General features: G+C 44.1%; 16 protein-coding genes. 6 read left to right on the forward strand and 10 right to left on the reverse strand.

Translation table 11 applies throughout. From position 1 onward, the window contains the following. Positions 1–19 precede the first annotated feature (19 nt). From AC0VXY_RS19800 to AC0VXY_RS19815, 4 genes are all read right to left on the reverse strand, one after another. Positions 20–637 (reverse strand): ComF family protein, encoded by a 618-nt coding sequence (locus tag AC0VXY_RS19800; RefSeq protein ID WP_475526270.1) that lies wholly within the window; start codon positions 635–637, stop codon positions 20–22. Positions 638–710: 73 nt separating this feature from the next. After that, the gene (locus AC0VXY_RS19805) at positions 711–2,195 is read right to left on the reverse strand and encodes an ATP-dependent helicase ComFA (protein ID WP_475526271.1); all 1,485 of its coding nucleotides are present in this window, start codon (positions 2,193–2,195) and stop codon (positions 711–713) included. A gap of 313 nt (positions 2,196–2,508) precedes the next feature. Then, a complete protein-coding gene (locus AC0VXY_RS19810) occupies positions 2,509–3,360 on the reverse strand; it encodes a DegV family protein (RefSeq protein ID WP_475526272.1) in 852 nt (283 codons plus the stop codon). Between the two features lie 215 nt (positions 3,361–3,575). Further along, positions 3,576–4,478 (reverse strand): DMT family transporter, encoded by a 903-nt coding sequence (locus tag AC0VXY_RS19815; RefSeq protein ID WP_475526273.1) that lies wholly within the window; start codon positions 4,476–4,478, stop codon positions 3,576–3,578. A gap of 249 nt (positions 4,479–4,727) precedes the next feature. Here AC0VXY_RS19815 and AC0VXY_RS19820 point away from each other — a divergent pair, with 249 nt between their 5' ends. Both AC0VXY_RS19820 and murB read left to right on the forward strand, forming a co-directional pair. Next, positions 4,728–6,797 (forward strand): bifunctional 2',3'-cyclic-nucleotide 2'-phosphodiesterase/3'-nucleotidase, encoded by a 2,070-nt coding sequence (locus tag AC0VXY_RS19820; protein ID WP_475526274.1) that lies wholly within the window; start codon positions 4,728–4,730, stop codon positions 6,795–6,797. A 188-nt stretch (positions 6,798–6,985) separates the two neighbouring features. Then, entirely contained in the window at positions 6,986–7,903 is a 918-nt protein-coding gene (gene murB / locus AC0VXY_RS19825; protein ID WP_475526275.1) for a UDP-N-acetylmuramate dehydrogenase, read from the forward strand. A gap of 113 nt (positions 7,904–8,016) precedes the next feature. On the opposite strand, the gene AC0VXY_RS19830 is transcribed toward murB, so the two are convergent. The 5 genes from AC0VXY_RS19830 to AC0VXY_RS19850 all read right to left on the reverse strand — a co-directional run bounded on the left by AC0VXY_RS19830 (position 8,017) and on the right by AC0VXY_RS19850 (position 11,592). Further along, the gene (locus AC0VXY_RS19830) at positions 8,017–8,142 is read right to left on the reverse strand and encodes a hypothetical protein (RefSeq protein WP_336199816.1); all 126 of its coding nucleotides are present in this window, start codon (positions 8,140–8,142) and stop codon (positions 8,017–8,019) included. 95 nt (positions 8,143–8,237) lie between these two features. Then, complete coding sequence (locus tag AC0VXY_RS19835; RefSeq protein ID WP_475526276.1) at positions 8,238–8,699, reverse strand: hypothetical protein; 462 nt, start codon at positions 8,697–8,699, stop codon at positions 8,238–8,240. Between the two features lie 196 nt (positions 8,700–8,895). Further along, positions 8,896–9,792: a helix-turn-helix domain-containing protein gene (locus tag AC0VXY_RS19840; RefSeq protein WP_475526277.1), complete on the reverse strand. Its 897-nt coding sequence runs from the start codon at positions 9,790–9,792 to the stop codon at positions 8,896–8,898. 420 nt (positions 9,793–10,212) lie between these two features. Beyond that, complete coding sequence (gene gloA2 / locus AC0VXY_RS19845; protein WP_475526278.1) at positions 10,213–10,599, reverse strand: SMU1112c/YaeR family gloxylase I-like metalloprotein; 387 nt, start codon at positions 10,597–10,599, stop codon at positions 10,213–10,215. Positions 10,600–10,665: 66 nt separating this feature from the next. Next, complete coding sequence (locus tag AC0VXY_RS19850) at positions 10,666–11,592, reverse strand: manganese-dependent inorganic pyrophosphatase (RefSeq protein ID WP_475526279.1); 927 nt, start codon at positions 11,590–11,592, stop codon at positions 10,666–10,668. Between the two features lie 175 nt (positions 11,593–11,767). Here AC0VXY_RS19850 and AC0VXY_RS19855 point away from each other — a divergent pair, with 175 nt between their 5' ends. Then, positions 11,768–12,007: a hypothetical protein gene (locus AC0VXY_RS19855; protein WP_475526280.1), complete on the forward strand. Its 240-nt coding sequence runs from the start codon at positions 11,768–11,770 to the stop codon at positions 12,005–12,007. Between the two features lie 120 nt (positions 12,008–12,127). Continuing rightward, entirely contained in the window at positions 12,128–12,880 is a 753-nt protein-coding gene (locus tag AC0VXY_RS19860) for a plasmid pRiA4b ORF-3 family protein (RefSeq protein WP_475526281.1), read from the forward strand. 17 nt (positions 12,881–12,897) lie between these two features. Here the strand turns inward: AC0VXY_RS19860 and AC0VXY_RS19865 are convergent, their stop codons facing one another. Continuing rightward, positions 12,898–13,953 (reverse strand): DctP family TRAP transporter solute-binding subunit, encoded by a 1,056-nt coding sequence (locus tag AC0VXY_RS19865; RefSeq protein ID WP_475526282.1) that lies wholly within the window; start codon positions 13,951–13,953, stop codon positions 12,898–12,900. Between the two features lie 75 nt (positions 13,954–14,028). Here AC0VXY_RS19865 and AC0VXY_RS19870 point away from each other — a divergent pair, with 75 nt between their 5' ends. Then, complete coding sequence (locus tag AC0VXY_RS19870) at positions 14,029–15,639, forward strand: ATP-binding protein (RefSeq protein ID WP_475526283.1); 1,611 nt, start codon at positions 14,029–14,031, stop codon at positions 15,637–15,639. Then, positions 15,623–16,318, forward strand: a complete 696-nt coding sequence (locus tag AC0VXY_RS19875) for a response regulator (RefSeq protein WP_475526284.1) — start codon at positions 15,623–15,625, stop codon at positions 16,316–16,318. The genes AC0VXY_RS19870 and AC0VXY_RS19875 overlap by 17 nt, the downstream gene beginning before the upstream one ends. The last annotated feature ends 76 nt before the right edge of the window (positions 16,319–16,394 follow it).

Below are 16,394 nucleotides of genomic sequence, written 5' to 3' on the forward strand. Positions count from 1 at the left end.
GGAAGGAAAGGGGATTGCTTTAACCCCTGGCGAGAGTTAAGGATGATACCTCGTCAGCACCAGCGTCCTTCAGCAACTTTGCCGCCTGCCTCAACGTCGTCCCCGTCGTATAAATATCATCAAACAGCAGAATCGACTTTCCCTTCACATCACACTCTCTCAACTGAAAAACCTGCACCTGGTGAAGACGCTCAGCACGAGTCTTCTTCGACTGCTTCTCAGAATGCAAACGCGTGAGAATATGTGAGGGACGGACCTCTGATTCTTCCAACAGTGCGGTAGATTGATTGAATCCTCTCTCATAGAGGCGTTCATCGCTGAGTGGGATAGGGATGATGTGGTCATATGCCATTTTTGCAAGATAGGATTTAATCGTATGGGAGAAGGCTTTGGCCAACGCGTAATCCCCCCGGTATTTGTATCTGGCCAAGTATTCTTTCAGAAAATCATTATAGTGATACAATGAATCGTTTTTATGGAGAATCCCCTTCCACTCCGGATCTAAATCCCATCGATGGCAGTCCAGGCAGATCTCTTCTTTTACGAGATTGGAAGGCAATGCCTCCAGTGAACGGGAACATCCCCTGCAACGCTCCCCTTCAATCTTCTCCAACTGCTTCTCGCATTCCTGACACAAATATTGGGGCTCCCTGTAAAATAACCCTCTCCACGACCAAACCTCTTCTACTCGGGTACTGCAATTCAAACAGTTAGTGACCATGAATCAGTCCCCTTTTCACGGCTTCTTTGTTCATTTGGTCGATGTGAAGCAGCGCTTTGATCATTTCCCTCGTGCGGCCGTAATGGAAATAGACGATATCACCTGTTGGATAGTCAGCGCTCCTCCCCACCCTGCCGGCGATTTGAACGAGTGCACTTTCGGTGAAAATCTTCTCTTCGGCACCAAGGACCGCGACATCGATGTTTGGGATCGTCACTCCCCGTTCTAAAATGGTTGTCGTAAGTAAAATCGGAACTTCTCCCTGTCTCATCTTTATAACTTTTTCTTTTCGTTGGGGATCCTCAGCATGAACCGATTCAATTAGGGGGTGCATTTCTTGAAATAGAGGCAGGGCCTTTTCCATAAGGTCGACGGTCGGAAAGAAAATCAGGGCTTGTTTGGATTGTTTGAGTCTTAATGAGGTCCATTTTTTCAACGCAGGGGGAATTCGACTTTTCTCAAGGGATTTTTTCCAGATTCCGCACCAGACAAAACTGGGAAGTGGGATCGGATGGCGGTGGAAACGGGCAGGGATTTGGATGAAGCTTCTTTTTCCCCGGGCACATTCCTGTTGCGTTTTACGGTCCGGGGTTGCCGTCAGATAAATGATGGAGGAGCGGGGCTTCCGGGCTTTTACTACTGCCCCTTGCAGAGAGGAATCGTAGGAATAGGGGAAAGCATCGACTTCGTCTATGATCATGACATCGAAGGCTTCTTTGTACCTGTAGAGTTGATGGGTAGTAGAGAGAACAAGCTGACCATAGCTGTGCCGTTCCTCCGAGCCCCCGTACAGTGTGGTGACCTCTGTTTGAGGAAACACTTTTTTGAGGCGGGGAGACAGTTCCAGGATGACATCGGTACGGGGTGCGGCAATGCAGACCCGCTTGTTTTGCTGAAGCGATTCATATATTCCTTCAAAAAGCACCTCCGTCTTGCCGGCTCCACATACGGCCCAGACGAGAAGGTCATTGTTAGCTCGAATCGCAGATATCATTTTTTCCGATGCTGCCTTTTGCGCTTCTGAAAGGGTACCGGCCCAGTCAAACGTTACTGGTGGAGAATCCGGCCCGGGACCATTCCACCTTATGAGCGGCGTGCACTCAGACACCCTCCCCATCATGATGCAATTACGGCAATAGGTGCATCCGGTGTGGCATCTGGAACAATTGAAAGTAGCCAATAGATGAGGTTTGTTATTTCCACAACGATGACACCGCCCTGCGTCCACACCTTTTTCATAGGAAACATAGCCATTCAAATAATGCTCATGGAGGGTATGAATTGAAAATGGGATCTCGTCTACTAATAAAGATCGTCCACTTAGATAGGATTGCAGTTCTGGTGAAAATTGGAAAGATGGATTAATTGGATGTGACGGAATGGAAGTGACTTCCGAGATTTTTTGGAGAAGGGGGTGGGGTTCTTTTACAAGGGGCTCAGGGATTAACCTGTGATCCATTAAAGCAAAACGCAACTGCATCACTCCTTATGTGGGATAGTATTGTATTCTACATTTGAGGTTGAAAATCCTTCCTAATAAAAATGGTGCCAGGCATGAAACGATCGTTTTGTGCCTGGCACCGATAGAGAATGTGGGAGTGTGTACCTGGTACAAGATGACCAATTTGTACCTGGTACATCAATCAAAGTTTGTACCTGGTACATCAAGCAAAGTTTGTACCTGGTACATGATGACCAATTTGTACCTGGTACATCAATCAAAGTTTGTACCTGGTACATCAAGCGCATCTTGTACCAGGTACAAATCAGCAGTCAAAATCAATCCCCTACCTACTCATCTTCCTCGCCCAGCCCATCCCCATCGAACCCTCACCTAAATGAGTCCCGATGACCGGACCGAAATAACTCACATTGAATTCCACGTTCGGATACTTTTCTTGAAGCTCGTTTTTCCACTCAATCGCTTCGTCTTCCCGATTGGCGTGAATGATGGATGCTTGATAGGCTTCACCTGACTTCACGGCTTCTTCGAGGATTCCTTCCACACGCTTCAACGCTTTCTTTTTCGTGCGGATTTTTTCAAAGGGTACAATGACTTTGTCCACGAAGTGCAACAGTGGTTTTACCTGTAACAGGCTCCCGATGATGGCCTGTGCTTGAGAAAGCCTGCCGCCGCGCTGCAGATGGGCGAGGTCATCGACCATGAAGTATGCCTGTACGGATTTCTTCATTTCGTCCAATAACCCAACGATTTCTTCTGCCGTTTTTCCTTCACGGGCAAGCTTGGTCCCTTCGATGGCGTAAAAGCCTTGGATCATGCAGCTGATTTCTGAGTCATAGGGGTATACTTTAATGCTTTCGACCATTTCACCTGCCTGCACGGCACCTTGATAGGTCCCGCTGATTCCGCTGGACAGGTGAATGGAAATGACGGCATCGTAATCGTTGGAAAGTTTCTCGAATAGCTCGACGAATTGTCCGACCGGGGGCTGTGAAGTGGTTGGAAGCTTTTCCTGGATGCTGACTTCTTCGTAAAATTCACCTGCCGTAATATCAACTTCTTCTTGATAGGTTTCTCCTCCGAAAATGACGCTGAGAGGAATCATATGTATGTTGAGTCGATCACGCAATTCTTTCGGGATGTAGGCGGTACTATCCGTTACAATTGCCGTTTTCATATAGAATTACCATCCTTATGTTTTATTTTTAATAGCCTGTGCTATGCGTTAGAGTCTACCTTATGTATCTTACTCATTTTATATGAAAGTAAGTTGGTTTGCATTAGTTTCTGGGTGGTTTCGGTTCCCGGAAACTAAACAAACGTTTGACTGGTACGCTAACCCCTTGTGGGACAAGGGATTCAACATACTAATCAAACGTTTGTTTAAAGGTCTTACCTCATCCCTGCCGGCAGGGAAGTAATGATTTTCTTTGACTTTCGGGAGGATAGGAATACCCCTGCGAATATGATCAACAAGCCTAAAATGAGATTGTGGGTCACCTGCTCCCCTAGAAGAACAAATCCCCAGATCATCGCCGTACCCGGAATCAGGTACGTCACAGTAGAGGCAAATTCGGGACTTCCATTGGTCATGATGTAGAAATACAGGAGCGTCGCCACACCCGACCCGAGGCAGCCCAGTCCTAAAATGCCAAGGATGACCTCTCCTGACGCTAAATCACCGACAGAAATGGGATTCGTGATCATCATGCCGACAAATCCGACCGCGGCCCCAATCAGCAGCTGAAAGGTGGAAATGACGACTACACTCGTTCCTGCCAGGTATTTTTTCGTGAACTGGGAAGCAAATGCGTAGCTCATCGTGGCCAGTACCATCGTTCCCACCCCGACAAAATCAGACGAGAAGATGCCGCTCACTTCAAAGTTCATGAGCACAAGGATGCCGATGAAACCGACTGCGATCCCGATCCATTGAAATCCCGTCAACACAACAGAGAAGAATAAAAATCCAACCAGTCCTGTCCAAATTGGAGTGGTCGCGTTCAGGATGGAAGCGGTATTGCTGTTGATTTGCGTTTCACTTAAAGCGATCAGGGTCCACGGTAGGGCCGCATTGCCGATCCCCACAACCAGGAGTTTCCATAAAGGAAGTAGTTTCTTCCCTTCTCTTTTCCTCTGAATGAAAAAGATCGGAAGAAGCACGAGGGCCCCTGCCAGGCATCGTAAAAACACCGTCCCCCACACTCCTGCCGGTTCGACCAACCATTTTATAAAGACAAAAGACATGCCCCAGATCAGGCTTAAGCCGATTAGCGCCGTGTATATTCGTGCCAAGTGGCTCCCTCCTCTCTATTGTTTCCGAAATGTATATTTTAGTAGATGAATAGATGTTATAGCATATTTTTTATATGTTCTATCCTATCTTATTACCCTTCAAAAATAAACCAGCAATTTACGCACTACTAGCTCTTTACAAAACTTTTACACTTTTCAAATAAATCATACTTTTACACCATTTTTATTTCATGTAGATATGCTAGCATGTAATTGTTTGACAATTAACTACATATAGGAGCGATTCTTTTGAAAAACACATCCAATAAGAAAAAAGTCATTGCCGGCAGCGCTTTGGCCCTTGGCCTTCTGATTCCTCAAGCCACTCCTTCCATTACTTATGCAGACGTCATGGACAAAGATATTGTAAAGCTTCGCATACTTGAAACAACCGACATCCACGTGAACCTCGCAAACTATGATTACTATCAAGATACAGTGACAGATAAATACGGACTTGCCAAAACGGCTACCCTGATCAAACAGGCTCGAGCGGAATCCAAGAACTCTTTATTATTCGATAATGGAGATCTGATTCAGGGAAATCCACTTGGAGATTATGTAGCAAAAGAAGACCCGCTTCAAGATGGGGAAATCCACCCTGTCTACAAAGCGATGAATCTGCTGGATTATGATGCAGGGAACGTCGGAAATCATGAGTTCAACTATGGTCTTGACTTCCTCGGTACATCATTAAAAGGCTCCAACTTTCCATATGTGAATGCCAATGTGTACGTAGATGATAAAGACGGGAACCCCGACAATGACCAGAACTATTTTAAACCGTACGAAATCCTTGATCGCACGGTAGTCGATGAAGACGGTGAAGAACATGCAATCAAAGTCGGCGTCATCGGCTTCATCCCTCCTCAGATCATGCAGTGGGATAAAGGGAACCTTGAAGGAAAAGTCGTTGCAAAAGACATCATTGAGACTGCCAACAAGTTCGTCCCTCAGATGAAGGCTGACGGTGCTGATGTGATTGTCGCGATCCCTCACTCCGGTATCGGTAACGTCACACAGGAAGGCATGGAGGAGAACGCAACCTATGACCTTTCTAAAGTAGATGGAATCAACGCGATCTTGTTTGGCCATTCACACGGGGTCTTCCCTTCTGATTCGTATAGCGGGATGGAAGGGGTAGACGTGACGAAAGGAACGATCAATGGTGTCGGATCGGTCATGCCTGGTTCCTGGGGAGATCATCTTGGACTCGTTGACCTTCAACTTGAGTTAAAAGACGGGAAATGGGATGTGACTAATACCCAGGCTTCCACCCGCTCTATTTTGAATCCGGACGGAACACCTGCTGTTGAGGCAGACCAAAGTATCCTCGACGCAGTGAAAGAAGAGCATGAGGCGACGATTGAATGGGTGCGCAGTGCAGTCGGTGAGACGACGTCCCCAATCAACAGTTATTTTGCTTTAGTGAGTGATGATCCATCTGTACAGATTGTGACCAACGCCCAGAAATGGTATATCGAAAAGTATATTAAAGGGACAGAGTATGATGGCATCCCGGTTCTATCTGCAGGTGCCCCGTTCAAAGCGGGTACACGTGCGAATCCTGATTATTATACAGACATCCCTGCAGGTGAGATCGCCATCAAGAACGTCTCTGACCTGTACCTCTATCCAAACACACTTCAAGCCGTTCTGCTTACAGGTGCTGATGTAAAAGAATGGCTTGAGATGTCTGCCGGTCAATTCAATCAAATCGATCCTTCTAAATCAGAAGAGCAGAATCTTGTGAACGGTGACTACCGCTCTTATAACTTTGATGTCATTGACGGCGTCACCTATGAAATCGATGTAACCAAGCCTTCTAAGTACGATGCTGAAGGCGCTCTGGTAAACAAAGACTCAAGCCGTATCAAGAATCTGAAATTTAATGGAAAAGCCATCGATCCGAACCAGAAATTCATCGTGGCGACCAATAACTATCGTGCAAGCGGAAAATTCCCGGGCGTGAAAAACTCAGAAATCATCGTTAAATCACCTGATGAAAACCGTAATGTGATCATCGACTATATTATGGAGAAAAAGACCATCGATCCTCAGGCAGATGGGAACTGGTCCTTTACCCCTGTGAAAGGAAATACGAATATCGTTTTCGAAACGTCCCTGAAAGCTCAGAATTACATCAAGGATGCAAGAAAGTATAAGTTCCTCGGAGAACAGGACAGCGGGTTTGGCAAGTATTCGATCAAACTAAAAGAAAGCGATGGAACGAATCCTGGACAGGAAAAGAAAGAAAACCGCAGCTTCATGGCAAACCTCATCTCGAATGTGGCTAAATCATTTCATTTCTTGAAATAACTGTAAGTCCCAGGAACCTCCAATTAGGGGGTTCTTTTTCTTATTTATGGAGCAGGGTATTCCTCCAATAGACTGATATTGCCCACTACCAACTGAAACCATTTAACTTTCAGGGGTTTTCGTCATATAATGGTGGGGTAGGATTGAATAGTGAAGAGACGTAAACTACTTTATAGGACTGATATAGAATGTACAATAAAGAAAAAGTGTTTGAAGAATTAACGAAGGTCATGCACTCTGACAATATTAAGCGTGACGAATTGTTAAGGGATCATTTGTATACGAAGCTTGGGGGAAGAGCAGACTTCTTCCTTACCCCGACCACATATGAAGAAGTTCAAAACATCGTGAAGCTTTCGAATAAAGTCGATGTGCCATTTACACTACTCGGAAACGGTTCGAATTTGATCGTGAAGGATGGCGGAATTCGTGGCATCGTCCTTCACTTAAAGAACTTCAAGGACATTATAGCAACCGATCAGCTGATTGTCGCTCAAAGCGGCGCGGCCATCATCGATGTGTCCAGACGCGCTTTAGCCGAGCAGTTATCGGGACTGGAGTTTGCATGCGGCATTCCGGGTACGGTGGGCGGCGCCCTGTTCATGAACGCAGGGGCGTACGGTGGAGAGATCAAGGATGTCCTTGATTACTGCCATGTCGTCGATCGTGAAGGAAACCTTGTGAAACGGACAGCGGCAGAACTTGAGCTTGATTACCGACACAGTAATATCTCGGAAAAAGGGGATATCGTCCTGGAGGCGACGTTCAGTCTGCAGCCAGGGGTCTATGAAGACATCAAGGCCATCATGGACGATTTAACAGACAAACGGGAATCCAAGCAGCCACTTGAGTATCCATCATGTGGAAGTGTCTTTAAGCGTCCTCCTGGATATTTCGCAGGTAAATTGATTCAGGACAGCGAACTTCAAGGTACGAACTTCGGCGGTGCAGAAGTATCCACCAAACATGCCGGCTTCATTGTGAATAAAGACAACGCAACGGCAACTGATTATATTTCACTGATTGAACATGTTCAGAAGACGGTGAAAGAAAAGTTTGATGTAGACCTTGAACGGGAAGTCCGCATCATCGGGGAAGATCTGTAATAATGGAGAGTCGGGAATCAGTGGATTTCCGACTTTTTTACATTTTTAATCATAAAAAAACAGTCTAAACGAATTTAGACTGAGCAGGGTCATTTTTCAAAAGGATCCATTAGCTATCTCTTTTTAGCAACAGGAGCGGGCTTGGTTCTGCGGTATTCCCTCAATCGTATAATTTGGGATTGAGATACTTTCGCATCCAGTTCATAGGCTTCACGAGCTTTAAAATAGAGCAGTGACACAGCTAATGCCCTCCTTTATAAATAATTAGTTTCCTTTTACCCAGCACACACCGGATAAAACCAATTCAATGAAAAAATCACATTTTATTTTCAGGTCAGAAATTATAATTCCATAGGATCCTCCATTCATCCTCTTCAATCGCTACATAACACGTTTGAGTTATCATCAGCTCTCCAAATTGGCTATCGTAGTACATGTTCACTTCAGCTTTCCTGACATTTTTGAACTGAAGCCCTTCGTCATTAAACGTAAACTCCTTCACCTTTTCTATGCTCCCGACTTCCACATCGAACTCATCTACCCCCATATGCCCCATGAAAACATGATTCTTCGTTTGGATATAGGAGGATTTGGGAAACTTGTTTTTCATCTCCGAGTGAAATAACTCCCATGCATTACCGAAGTCCCCATCTTTTTCAAAGTCATAAAACTCCTTGATCACTTCTTCAGGTGTATCAGGTTCCTGGCTTTTTCCGATAAATGTGAACAGAGCCACTAACAGGATGATCCCACCGACTGCACCGATTATCAGAGGAACCGGGCTTTTCCTTCTCATACATCCACACCCCTCACCTACAATCCATCTTATGAGGGACATGCTGAATGTATGAAGGAGAATCTCATCACATCAATTTTAAAGATAATTGTTCTTTTTTCTTCGTTAAAATGCAGTGTGCTCATGATTCTTAAGCGATTCAAACAATAATATGGATTTATCAAAAAAGTATAAGGATTGGTTCACATCGCTTGACTCATTTTCCCCCTTCTATCTTTTCTTTCAGTTCTTCTATCTTCCCTTCGATAAAAGTAGATAACGTTGTATTATATTGAATGTCAAACAACATGGCAGCTTTAACGAGATAAGGTAATGCCTCCCCGTACTTCTCTTCCAGTTCCAGGTTGTATCCGATATGATAATTCAATTGAGCGAAGCCATATAAGTTCTCTTCTTCTATGATCCAGCGGATGCCTTCTTCGCAATACCTGGTGGATTCATGATACTCTCCAAGTCTCGTCAGTACCCTGGCGATATTATACAATAGTCTGGTTTTGATGGACTTATCGCTAAGCTGGTCATTGTAAGTCAAAGCGGCATTGACGTCTTCGTAAATCTCTAACGCCCGTTCGTGGTTGCGGCGGCTGAATTCCAGGATTCCCATACTGATCATAATATTCATTTCACGCTCTGACATGGCCTTTTTCTTATTATATGTCAGTGAGAGTGCCCTCTCTAATATGATCAGAGCTTCGTCTTTATTTTTTTCGACCTCATTCACATAGATCCCTTTATGCCAATAGAGAAGTTGAAGATTGGTTTCGTCTTTTAGAAATAAGGGATTCTTCTCTTCGGCTTTGACAATCTCAAGAATTTCATCATATTTCAATTTCACTCTCAGCTTCTTTAGTTGCCGCTCAACCTCTCTCACATAATCGAGACGGGGAGTCAACCCAATCTCAAAAAAGTAGTTAACATCGACACCAAGCTTCTTTGAAATTTGATAGAGGGACGTGGCGCTCGGATAGATATCCCCCTTCTCTATCCGGCTGATCAGAGCTTGGGTACATATTCCGTCTGCCAATTCTTCCTGAGTCAAACCGACGACTTTCCTCAATTCCTTTATCTTTTTCCCGATGACTGAATAGTCCACAAGTCCACCTCCTTAAAAATATTAATATTTTAATATTTCATCAGAAAACAGGCAGTTTTTTTAGGATTATCCTCATACATTCTTCCTCAAGAACATATGGCGCCAATACATGCATTCTGAATCTATGTTTTAATAGTCTTAACGACAAATTACAATACCTTTTGATAGCGCTTCTCCTTGTGGGAAGCGCTCTTTTTTTATCTACTCTTAACATTATCGAAAATATTAATATTTTTATATTTATGTATAAAACAACTGAAATTCCCTAGGAACCCCTCTGTTTTTCAATGATAATCGCGCCATATCCGCAATCCTTCAAAAATCTATATATGATTAAATGAATTTAACGACAAATTACAATACCTTTGGACAGCACTTCTCTTAATGGGAAGTGCTCTTTTTTTGAGGGACGGACCTCTATCAGATTTCATATAGCTCCAACGGCAGTCCATCGGGATCTTCGAAGAAGGTGAATTTTTGATCGGTATAAGGATCTATTCTTATTTCCTCTGTTTTAATACCTTTTCGATTCAGTGCCTCTACTGTACCCTCTATATCCTCCACTTCAAAGGCTAAATGGCGCAGCCCTCGTGCTTCCGGATAACTCGGTCGCGCCGGGGCTTCTGGGAATGAAAACAGTTCGATGATATATTCCTCGTTTAACGTGAGGTCGAGCTTGTAAGAATCTCTTTCTTCCCGGTATATTTCCTGCTTTATATCCAAACCCAGTTTATTGACGTAAAAGTCTTTCGATTTGGTGTAATCCGAGCAAATGATAGCGATGTGGTGGATTTTTTTGAAGTTCATGTTAGACCTCTCCCTTTGTTAATATAAAAAAGAAGCAGCCAAAAGACTGCCCCTTCCAATTTTTCCTTATTTTATCGCATCCGTCAACACAGGTACGATCTGCTTCTTACGGGATACCACGCCTTTTAATAGAGCCGTGTTGTTTTGAAGTGTGACGTTGAACGCTTTCTCGACTTCAGCCGCTTTGCTTCCAAGGGCAAGAGCCGTCGAGTCGTTATCCAGGATGTTTGTCACGACAAGAAGGAATAGATCCAGACCTTTTTCCTTGATCATGGTTTCCATGGCCGCTTCAACTTCTGCCTGACGTCCGAATACGTCATTGACATCGACGACGTTGATTTGAGCCACTTCCACTTTGGCGTTACCCATGGAGAATTCTTTTGCATCAAGGGTCACAAGTTCAGCGACTGATTTCGTGCTCATGTTGGCGCCTGCCTTCAGCATTTCCAAGCCGTACACTTGTGGGTCTACCCCTGCGATGTCAGCCAGTTCATTTGCTGCTGCTACGTCTTCATCTGTGCAGGTCGGAGATTTAAATAATAAAGAATCCGAGATGATCGCTGAAAGCATCAATCCAGCCATTTCCTTCGTGACCTCTACTCCTTTTTCCTTGTAGATCTTGTTTAAGATCGTTGCCGTACATCCAACCGGCTCAGCACGGTAGTACAGGGGATCTGCCGTTTCAAAGTTCGCGATGCGGTGGTGGTCGATGACTTCAAGAACGCGTACTTCCTCGATGTCCGCTGCACTCTGCTGGCGCTCGTTGTGGTCAACCAGGATGACCGTATCCGTTTCAGCGGCAACCTTTTCTACTAAGCGCGGTGCATCGACTTTAAAGTAATCAAGGGCATATTGTGTTTCACCGTTCACTTCACCCAGGCGAACCGGCTCCACGTCCATCCCGATTTTCGATTTCAAATCAGCATAAACCAGTGCTGACGTGATGGTATCTGTGTCTGGATTTTTGTGTCCAAAAATTAGTGTTTTACTCATTGATCATTCTCCTAACTCTATGTAATATGATTCGTTTGTTATCTCTCTTTACATTTTCTTATATTACCATATTTAAAAGCAAAACCGTATGTCCGGATAAGATTTTTTCCAGTGATTGTGAAGGTAATATTCCCAGATTCTGTGTTAGAATAAATAGAAGGAGGTGAAAAATACGATGGATCAGATTTTACAGGCCATAAGAGAACTTCAAGGACAAATGACTCGGTTTGAAAACAATATGAATGAGCGAATGACAAAGATCGAAAACCGCTTGGACAAATTCGAATCCAGAATGACCGTACTCGAGGAAAATCAGCAGGATACTCAGGACAATATCGCCATTCTGGTAAAAGAAAACTGGGATCAGAAGAAAGATCTTCTTAAGGTGAAACGACGGGTGGGGATGGAGCAATGATAAGTATAACTTACCCTTTCTCTGCTTTTTAGAGATCACTTCCCCAAATGCCTTAAACCTCATTTCATATTCTTCATATTCTCCTATAATATAAAAATTGATAACCCAAGGAGGAAACTTATGCTAAATCGTGAAAATCTCCTGCAAAGCCTCATCACTAAGCTGAAAACCTCGGAAGAATACAGAGCATTGCCGCCTCAGGAACAGAAAAGACTTGAAACTACGATTATCAAACAATTCCAAAAACCAGTATTAACTCAAATTCTTCCAAATGGAACTAATCCAAAGGTAGAAAGAGAAGTAACACAACCTGTGGAGAAAAAAACCTTTCAGTTGAAAATTTCTTTAAAAGGGGCAAAACCGCCCATTTGGAGACGGGTACTCATCCCTAACACTCTTTCCCTCCATCAGCTTCATCACGTAATCCAAGCAGCAATGGGTTGGACTAATTCACATTTATATTCTTTTGATACTCGACACGGTGAGTTTGAATATCCCGACGAAGAGTATGAATTTGAGGCAAAACGGACTTATGACTCCAGTAAAGCGATCCTTGGAAATGTGTTGGACGAGAAGAATGATAAGATATCTTACACCTATGATTTTGGTGACAATTGGCAGCACCAGATCCTCCTCGAGAAAATATCAGAGGATCAAAAATTGAACTTTCCGATGTGCCTAAAGGGGAAACGAAATCGTCCTTTAGAGGATGGCGGGGGTATCCATCATTATCAACATATTTTAGAAGTACTATCAAACCCCGATGAAAAAGATGAGGAAGTGATGTTCTTCAGGGAACGGTTTGAGGATCACAATCCCGAAGAATTTGACTTGGAAGAAACCAATGAAAAATTAAAAGAAATACAATTCTAATACATAACGGCAGACATTTACCGAAGTCTGCCGTTTATTTCACCCATCTCCCCCATCAATTCCTCCCCAAACACATCTTCATATTCCTCATACAAAGGAGCCAGTTTCTCTACCCACTCTTCTTTCTCTGAATTCAACAGAATATGAATATCCAAATCGGTGTTTCTCTTCAACTCCCGCATTTGCTCATCATTCATTTCAATGGAGTGCCGTCGGATCCAGTCTGTGGTTTGGATCATGGCTTCATTGATTTCTTCCTGATACTCTTCAGGTAACTCATTCCAAAATTCTTCATTCATTAATACAGCATAACCCAAGTATGAATGATTGCTGATAGTGAGGTAGGCTTGATGATCATAGAGCTTCTTGGAGTATATATTGGAGATCGTATTTTCCTGCCCATCAATGAAGCCGACCTCCAGATTTTCATAGGTTTTATTAAAAGGGAGATCACTTACAGCCGCCCCCATCATTTGATATTGTTTCTTTAGGACTTCACTTGGCATTGTTCGAAAATGTACTCGATTAAAATCAGCGGGGGTTAGTAAAGGACGCTGATTATTCGTTATTTGTTTAAACCCGTTATACCAAAAGGTGACACCTTTTACATGTTCACGCTTTTCTGCTTTTTCCAGTAGAATCTCTCCGATCCTTCCTTCAAAAGCTTGCTGAACCTGGCTGTAGCTATCGAAGGCAAAGGGTAAGTCAAATAGGCCGAACTCCGGAACATACTGCGATACTTTGGATGTGGCCGGAATGATCATCTGCACATTATTGTTCTTAAGGGCATTCCATTCACTGATATCCGAATACAGGGATCCGTTCGGATAGATTTCCACCTTCACTTTTCCCCCTGTATTCTCTTCTACAAGTGCTTTAAACCGCCTGACTGCTTTTCCTTTTGGGGTGTTTTCCGACACGACGTGACTCACCTTGATCACGATTTGATCCCTCATTTTTTCCTGATCATCGTCATATTCTGCTGAAAACCCATCCCGTGTTTGAAATCCAACCACATAGGCGGTCACAATCCCTGTCAGGATAAAGAGGCCAATGAACAAAAAGGTTCTCATCAGGGGAACCCTCCTCTTTCAGATTCTATTAAAAATGGTACAATAACTTTGAACAAAGAGGAAGGAATATTCAGAATGAATCGAAAACAAATGCCTATTCGCTGGAAAATGACGATATTATCCTTCGGGGTTGTCTTATTTGCCCTATTGATCGGATTCATTATTTTTGTCGGAAAAGCGATCGAGATGAAAAAAGAGGAATTAGGGAATCAGGCCCTCATTACGGCGAGGACAGTAGCCAACCTCCCGACCGTTCAAAGCCACCTGGAAGATTCCCTTGGATGGGAGGAAATTCAGCCGGTGGTCGAAAACATCCGTACCGTTAATGGATCCGATTATATTGTCGTACTCAATATGAATCGGATCCGCTATTCCCATCCATCGGAAGAGCAGCTCGGAACCATATCCGCCGGGAAGGATGAAGGCCCCGCCTTTGCGGAGCATAGTTATGTCTCGACGGCCAAAGGTGAACTCGGCACGGCTGTGAGGGGATTCGTTCCCGTCATGAATTCTGAACATCAACAAATCGGTGTGGTCGTTGTAGGCATCCTGCTCCCTTCCACCTTCGATATTATGAGCAATCTAAAGAATGAATTGATGATCATAGGAGCCATCACCCTTTTATTCGGCATGATGGGCTCCTGGTTGTTAGCGAGACAAATCAAGAAAGATACCTTTCAGCTCGAGCCCCATGAAATCGGCAGGCTTCTGGTGGAACGTACGGCAACATTCCAAGCCATGAATGAAGGAATCATCGCCATTGATAACCAACAAAGACTGACTGTTTTTAATGAAAAGGCGAAAGAAATATTATTCATTAAGGATAATCCGACCGGAAAGTCCATTCATGAGATTCTCCCTTCTTTTAAGCTACCAGACGTTCTGAGAACCAGGGAACCTATTTATCATGAAGAGATGACATTAAACAACAGGATCATCCTGCATTCAAGGGTGCCGATTTTGGTCAATCAGGATATTGTTGGGGCGGTTGCCGTGTTCCAGGATCGAACAGAGATGACCAGGCTTGCAGAGGAGCTGACGGGAGTCAAGGAGTTCGTCGAAGCATTACGCGTACAAAACCATGAACATCAGAATGCATTACATACCGTCGCCGGACTGATTCAGCTTGAAGAAAATGAGAAAGCTCTCGATTATATTTTCCACTCTTCCCGGGAAGAGGAGGATCTCTCCGCATTCTTAGCCGAGCGAATCAAGCTTGATCGGTTGACGGGTCTTTTGTTGGGTAAAATCAGGCGAGGACGGGAACTGGGAATTGAAGTTCAGATTGATCCCGATAGTTATTTAACCTCCCTTCCTTCCCTGCTGGATGAACATGATTTTGTCATACTCCTAGGAAACCTCATCGAAAATAGTTTATATGCGTTAAAGGACACAACGGAAGAATCAAAGTCCGTCCACGTCTATTTGAAAGAAGATCCAGATATGTTCCATATCGAGATAGAAGACAATGGAATCGGGATATCAGAAGAACAGATGCCACAGTTATTTAAACATGGATACACGACCAAAGGAAAAGACGGATCGGGGCTCGGACTCTACTTAATTCACAGTATTGTGGAGAAATCGAAGGGCCAAATACAAGTAAAATCAACCCCGGGGGAAGGAACAGTATTTCAGCTTGCCTTTCCCATGAATGGAGGGAATACAGATGACGAAACCAATTAACGTTCTGCTCATTGAGGATGACCCGATGGTTCAAGAGGTGAACCGGATGTTCATTGAACGGGTACCGGGATTTACGGTGTGCGCCATTGCCGGAAACGGACAGGAAGGTGCAGAAAAGGTCTCTTCTTTTCAACCTGACCTTGTCCTCCTGGATAATTTCATGCCCAGACAAACCGGAATCGAAACCTTGCAGGCTTTTCGCCAGCAGGGCACGGACGTGGATGTCATCATCATATCTGCGGCACAGGATAAAGAAACCATCCGGGATATGATGAGATTGGGAGTCGTTGATTACATCATCAAGCCTTTCAAGTTCGAACGGTTGAAGCAGGCTCTCGAAAAATATCGGGCATTTAAACAACAAATATCAGGAGAAGGAATCATTGGACAGCATGAGATCGATCAGCTCCAAGGAGGACCTTCTCACTCTGTTGCTGACAAACATCATGTGGATTTGCCGAAAGGGCTGAATGCGCAAACCCTTCAGCAAATCGTTCAATTTCTTTCCGGTCAATCCACCCCCCTTTCCGCTGTAGAGACGGCGGAAGGAATCGGGATTGCAAGAGTTACAGCCCGAAGATACTTGGATTACCTCCTGAAATCAGATCATGTTCAGATCATGATTGAATACGGCGGAATCGGGAGACCGGTCAATCGCTATCAGTGGAAAAATGGATAAGGCATTCGGCCTTATCCATTTTTTTGTTCAGATAAAAAAAGACCAAAAAGACCAAAACGTCCTTTAAGTTCTAAAT

The sequence above is a fragment of the Rossellomorea sp. QJM3NY_18 genome (assembly GCF_056173145.1).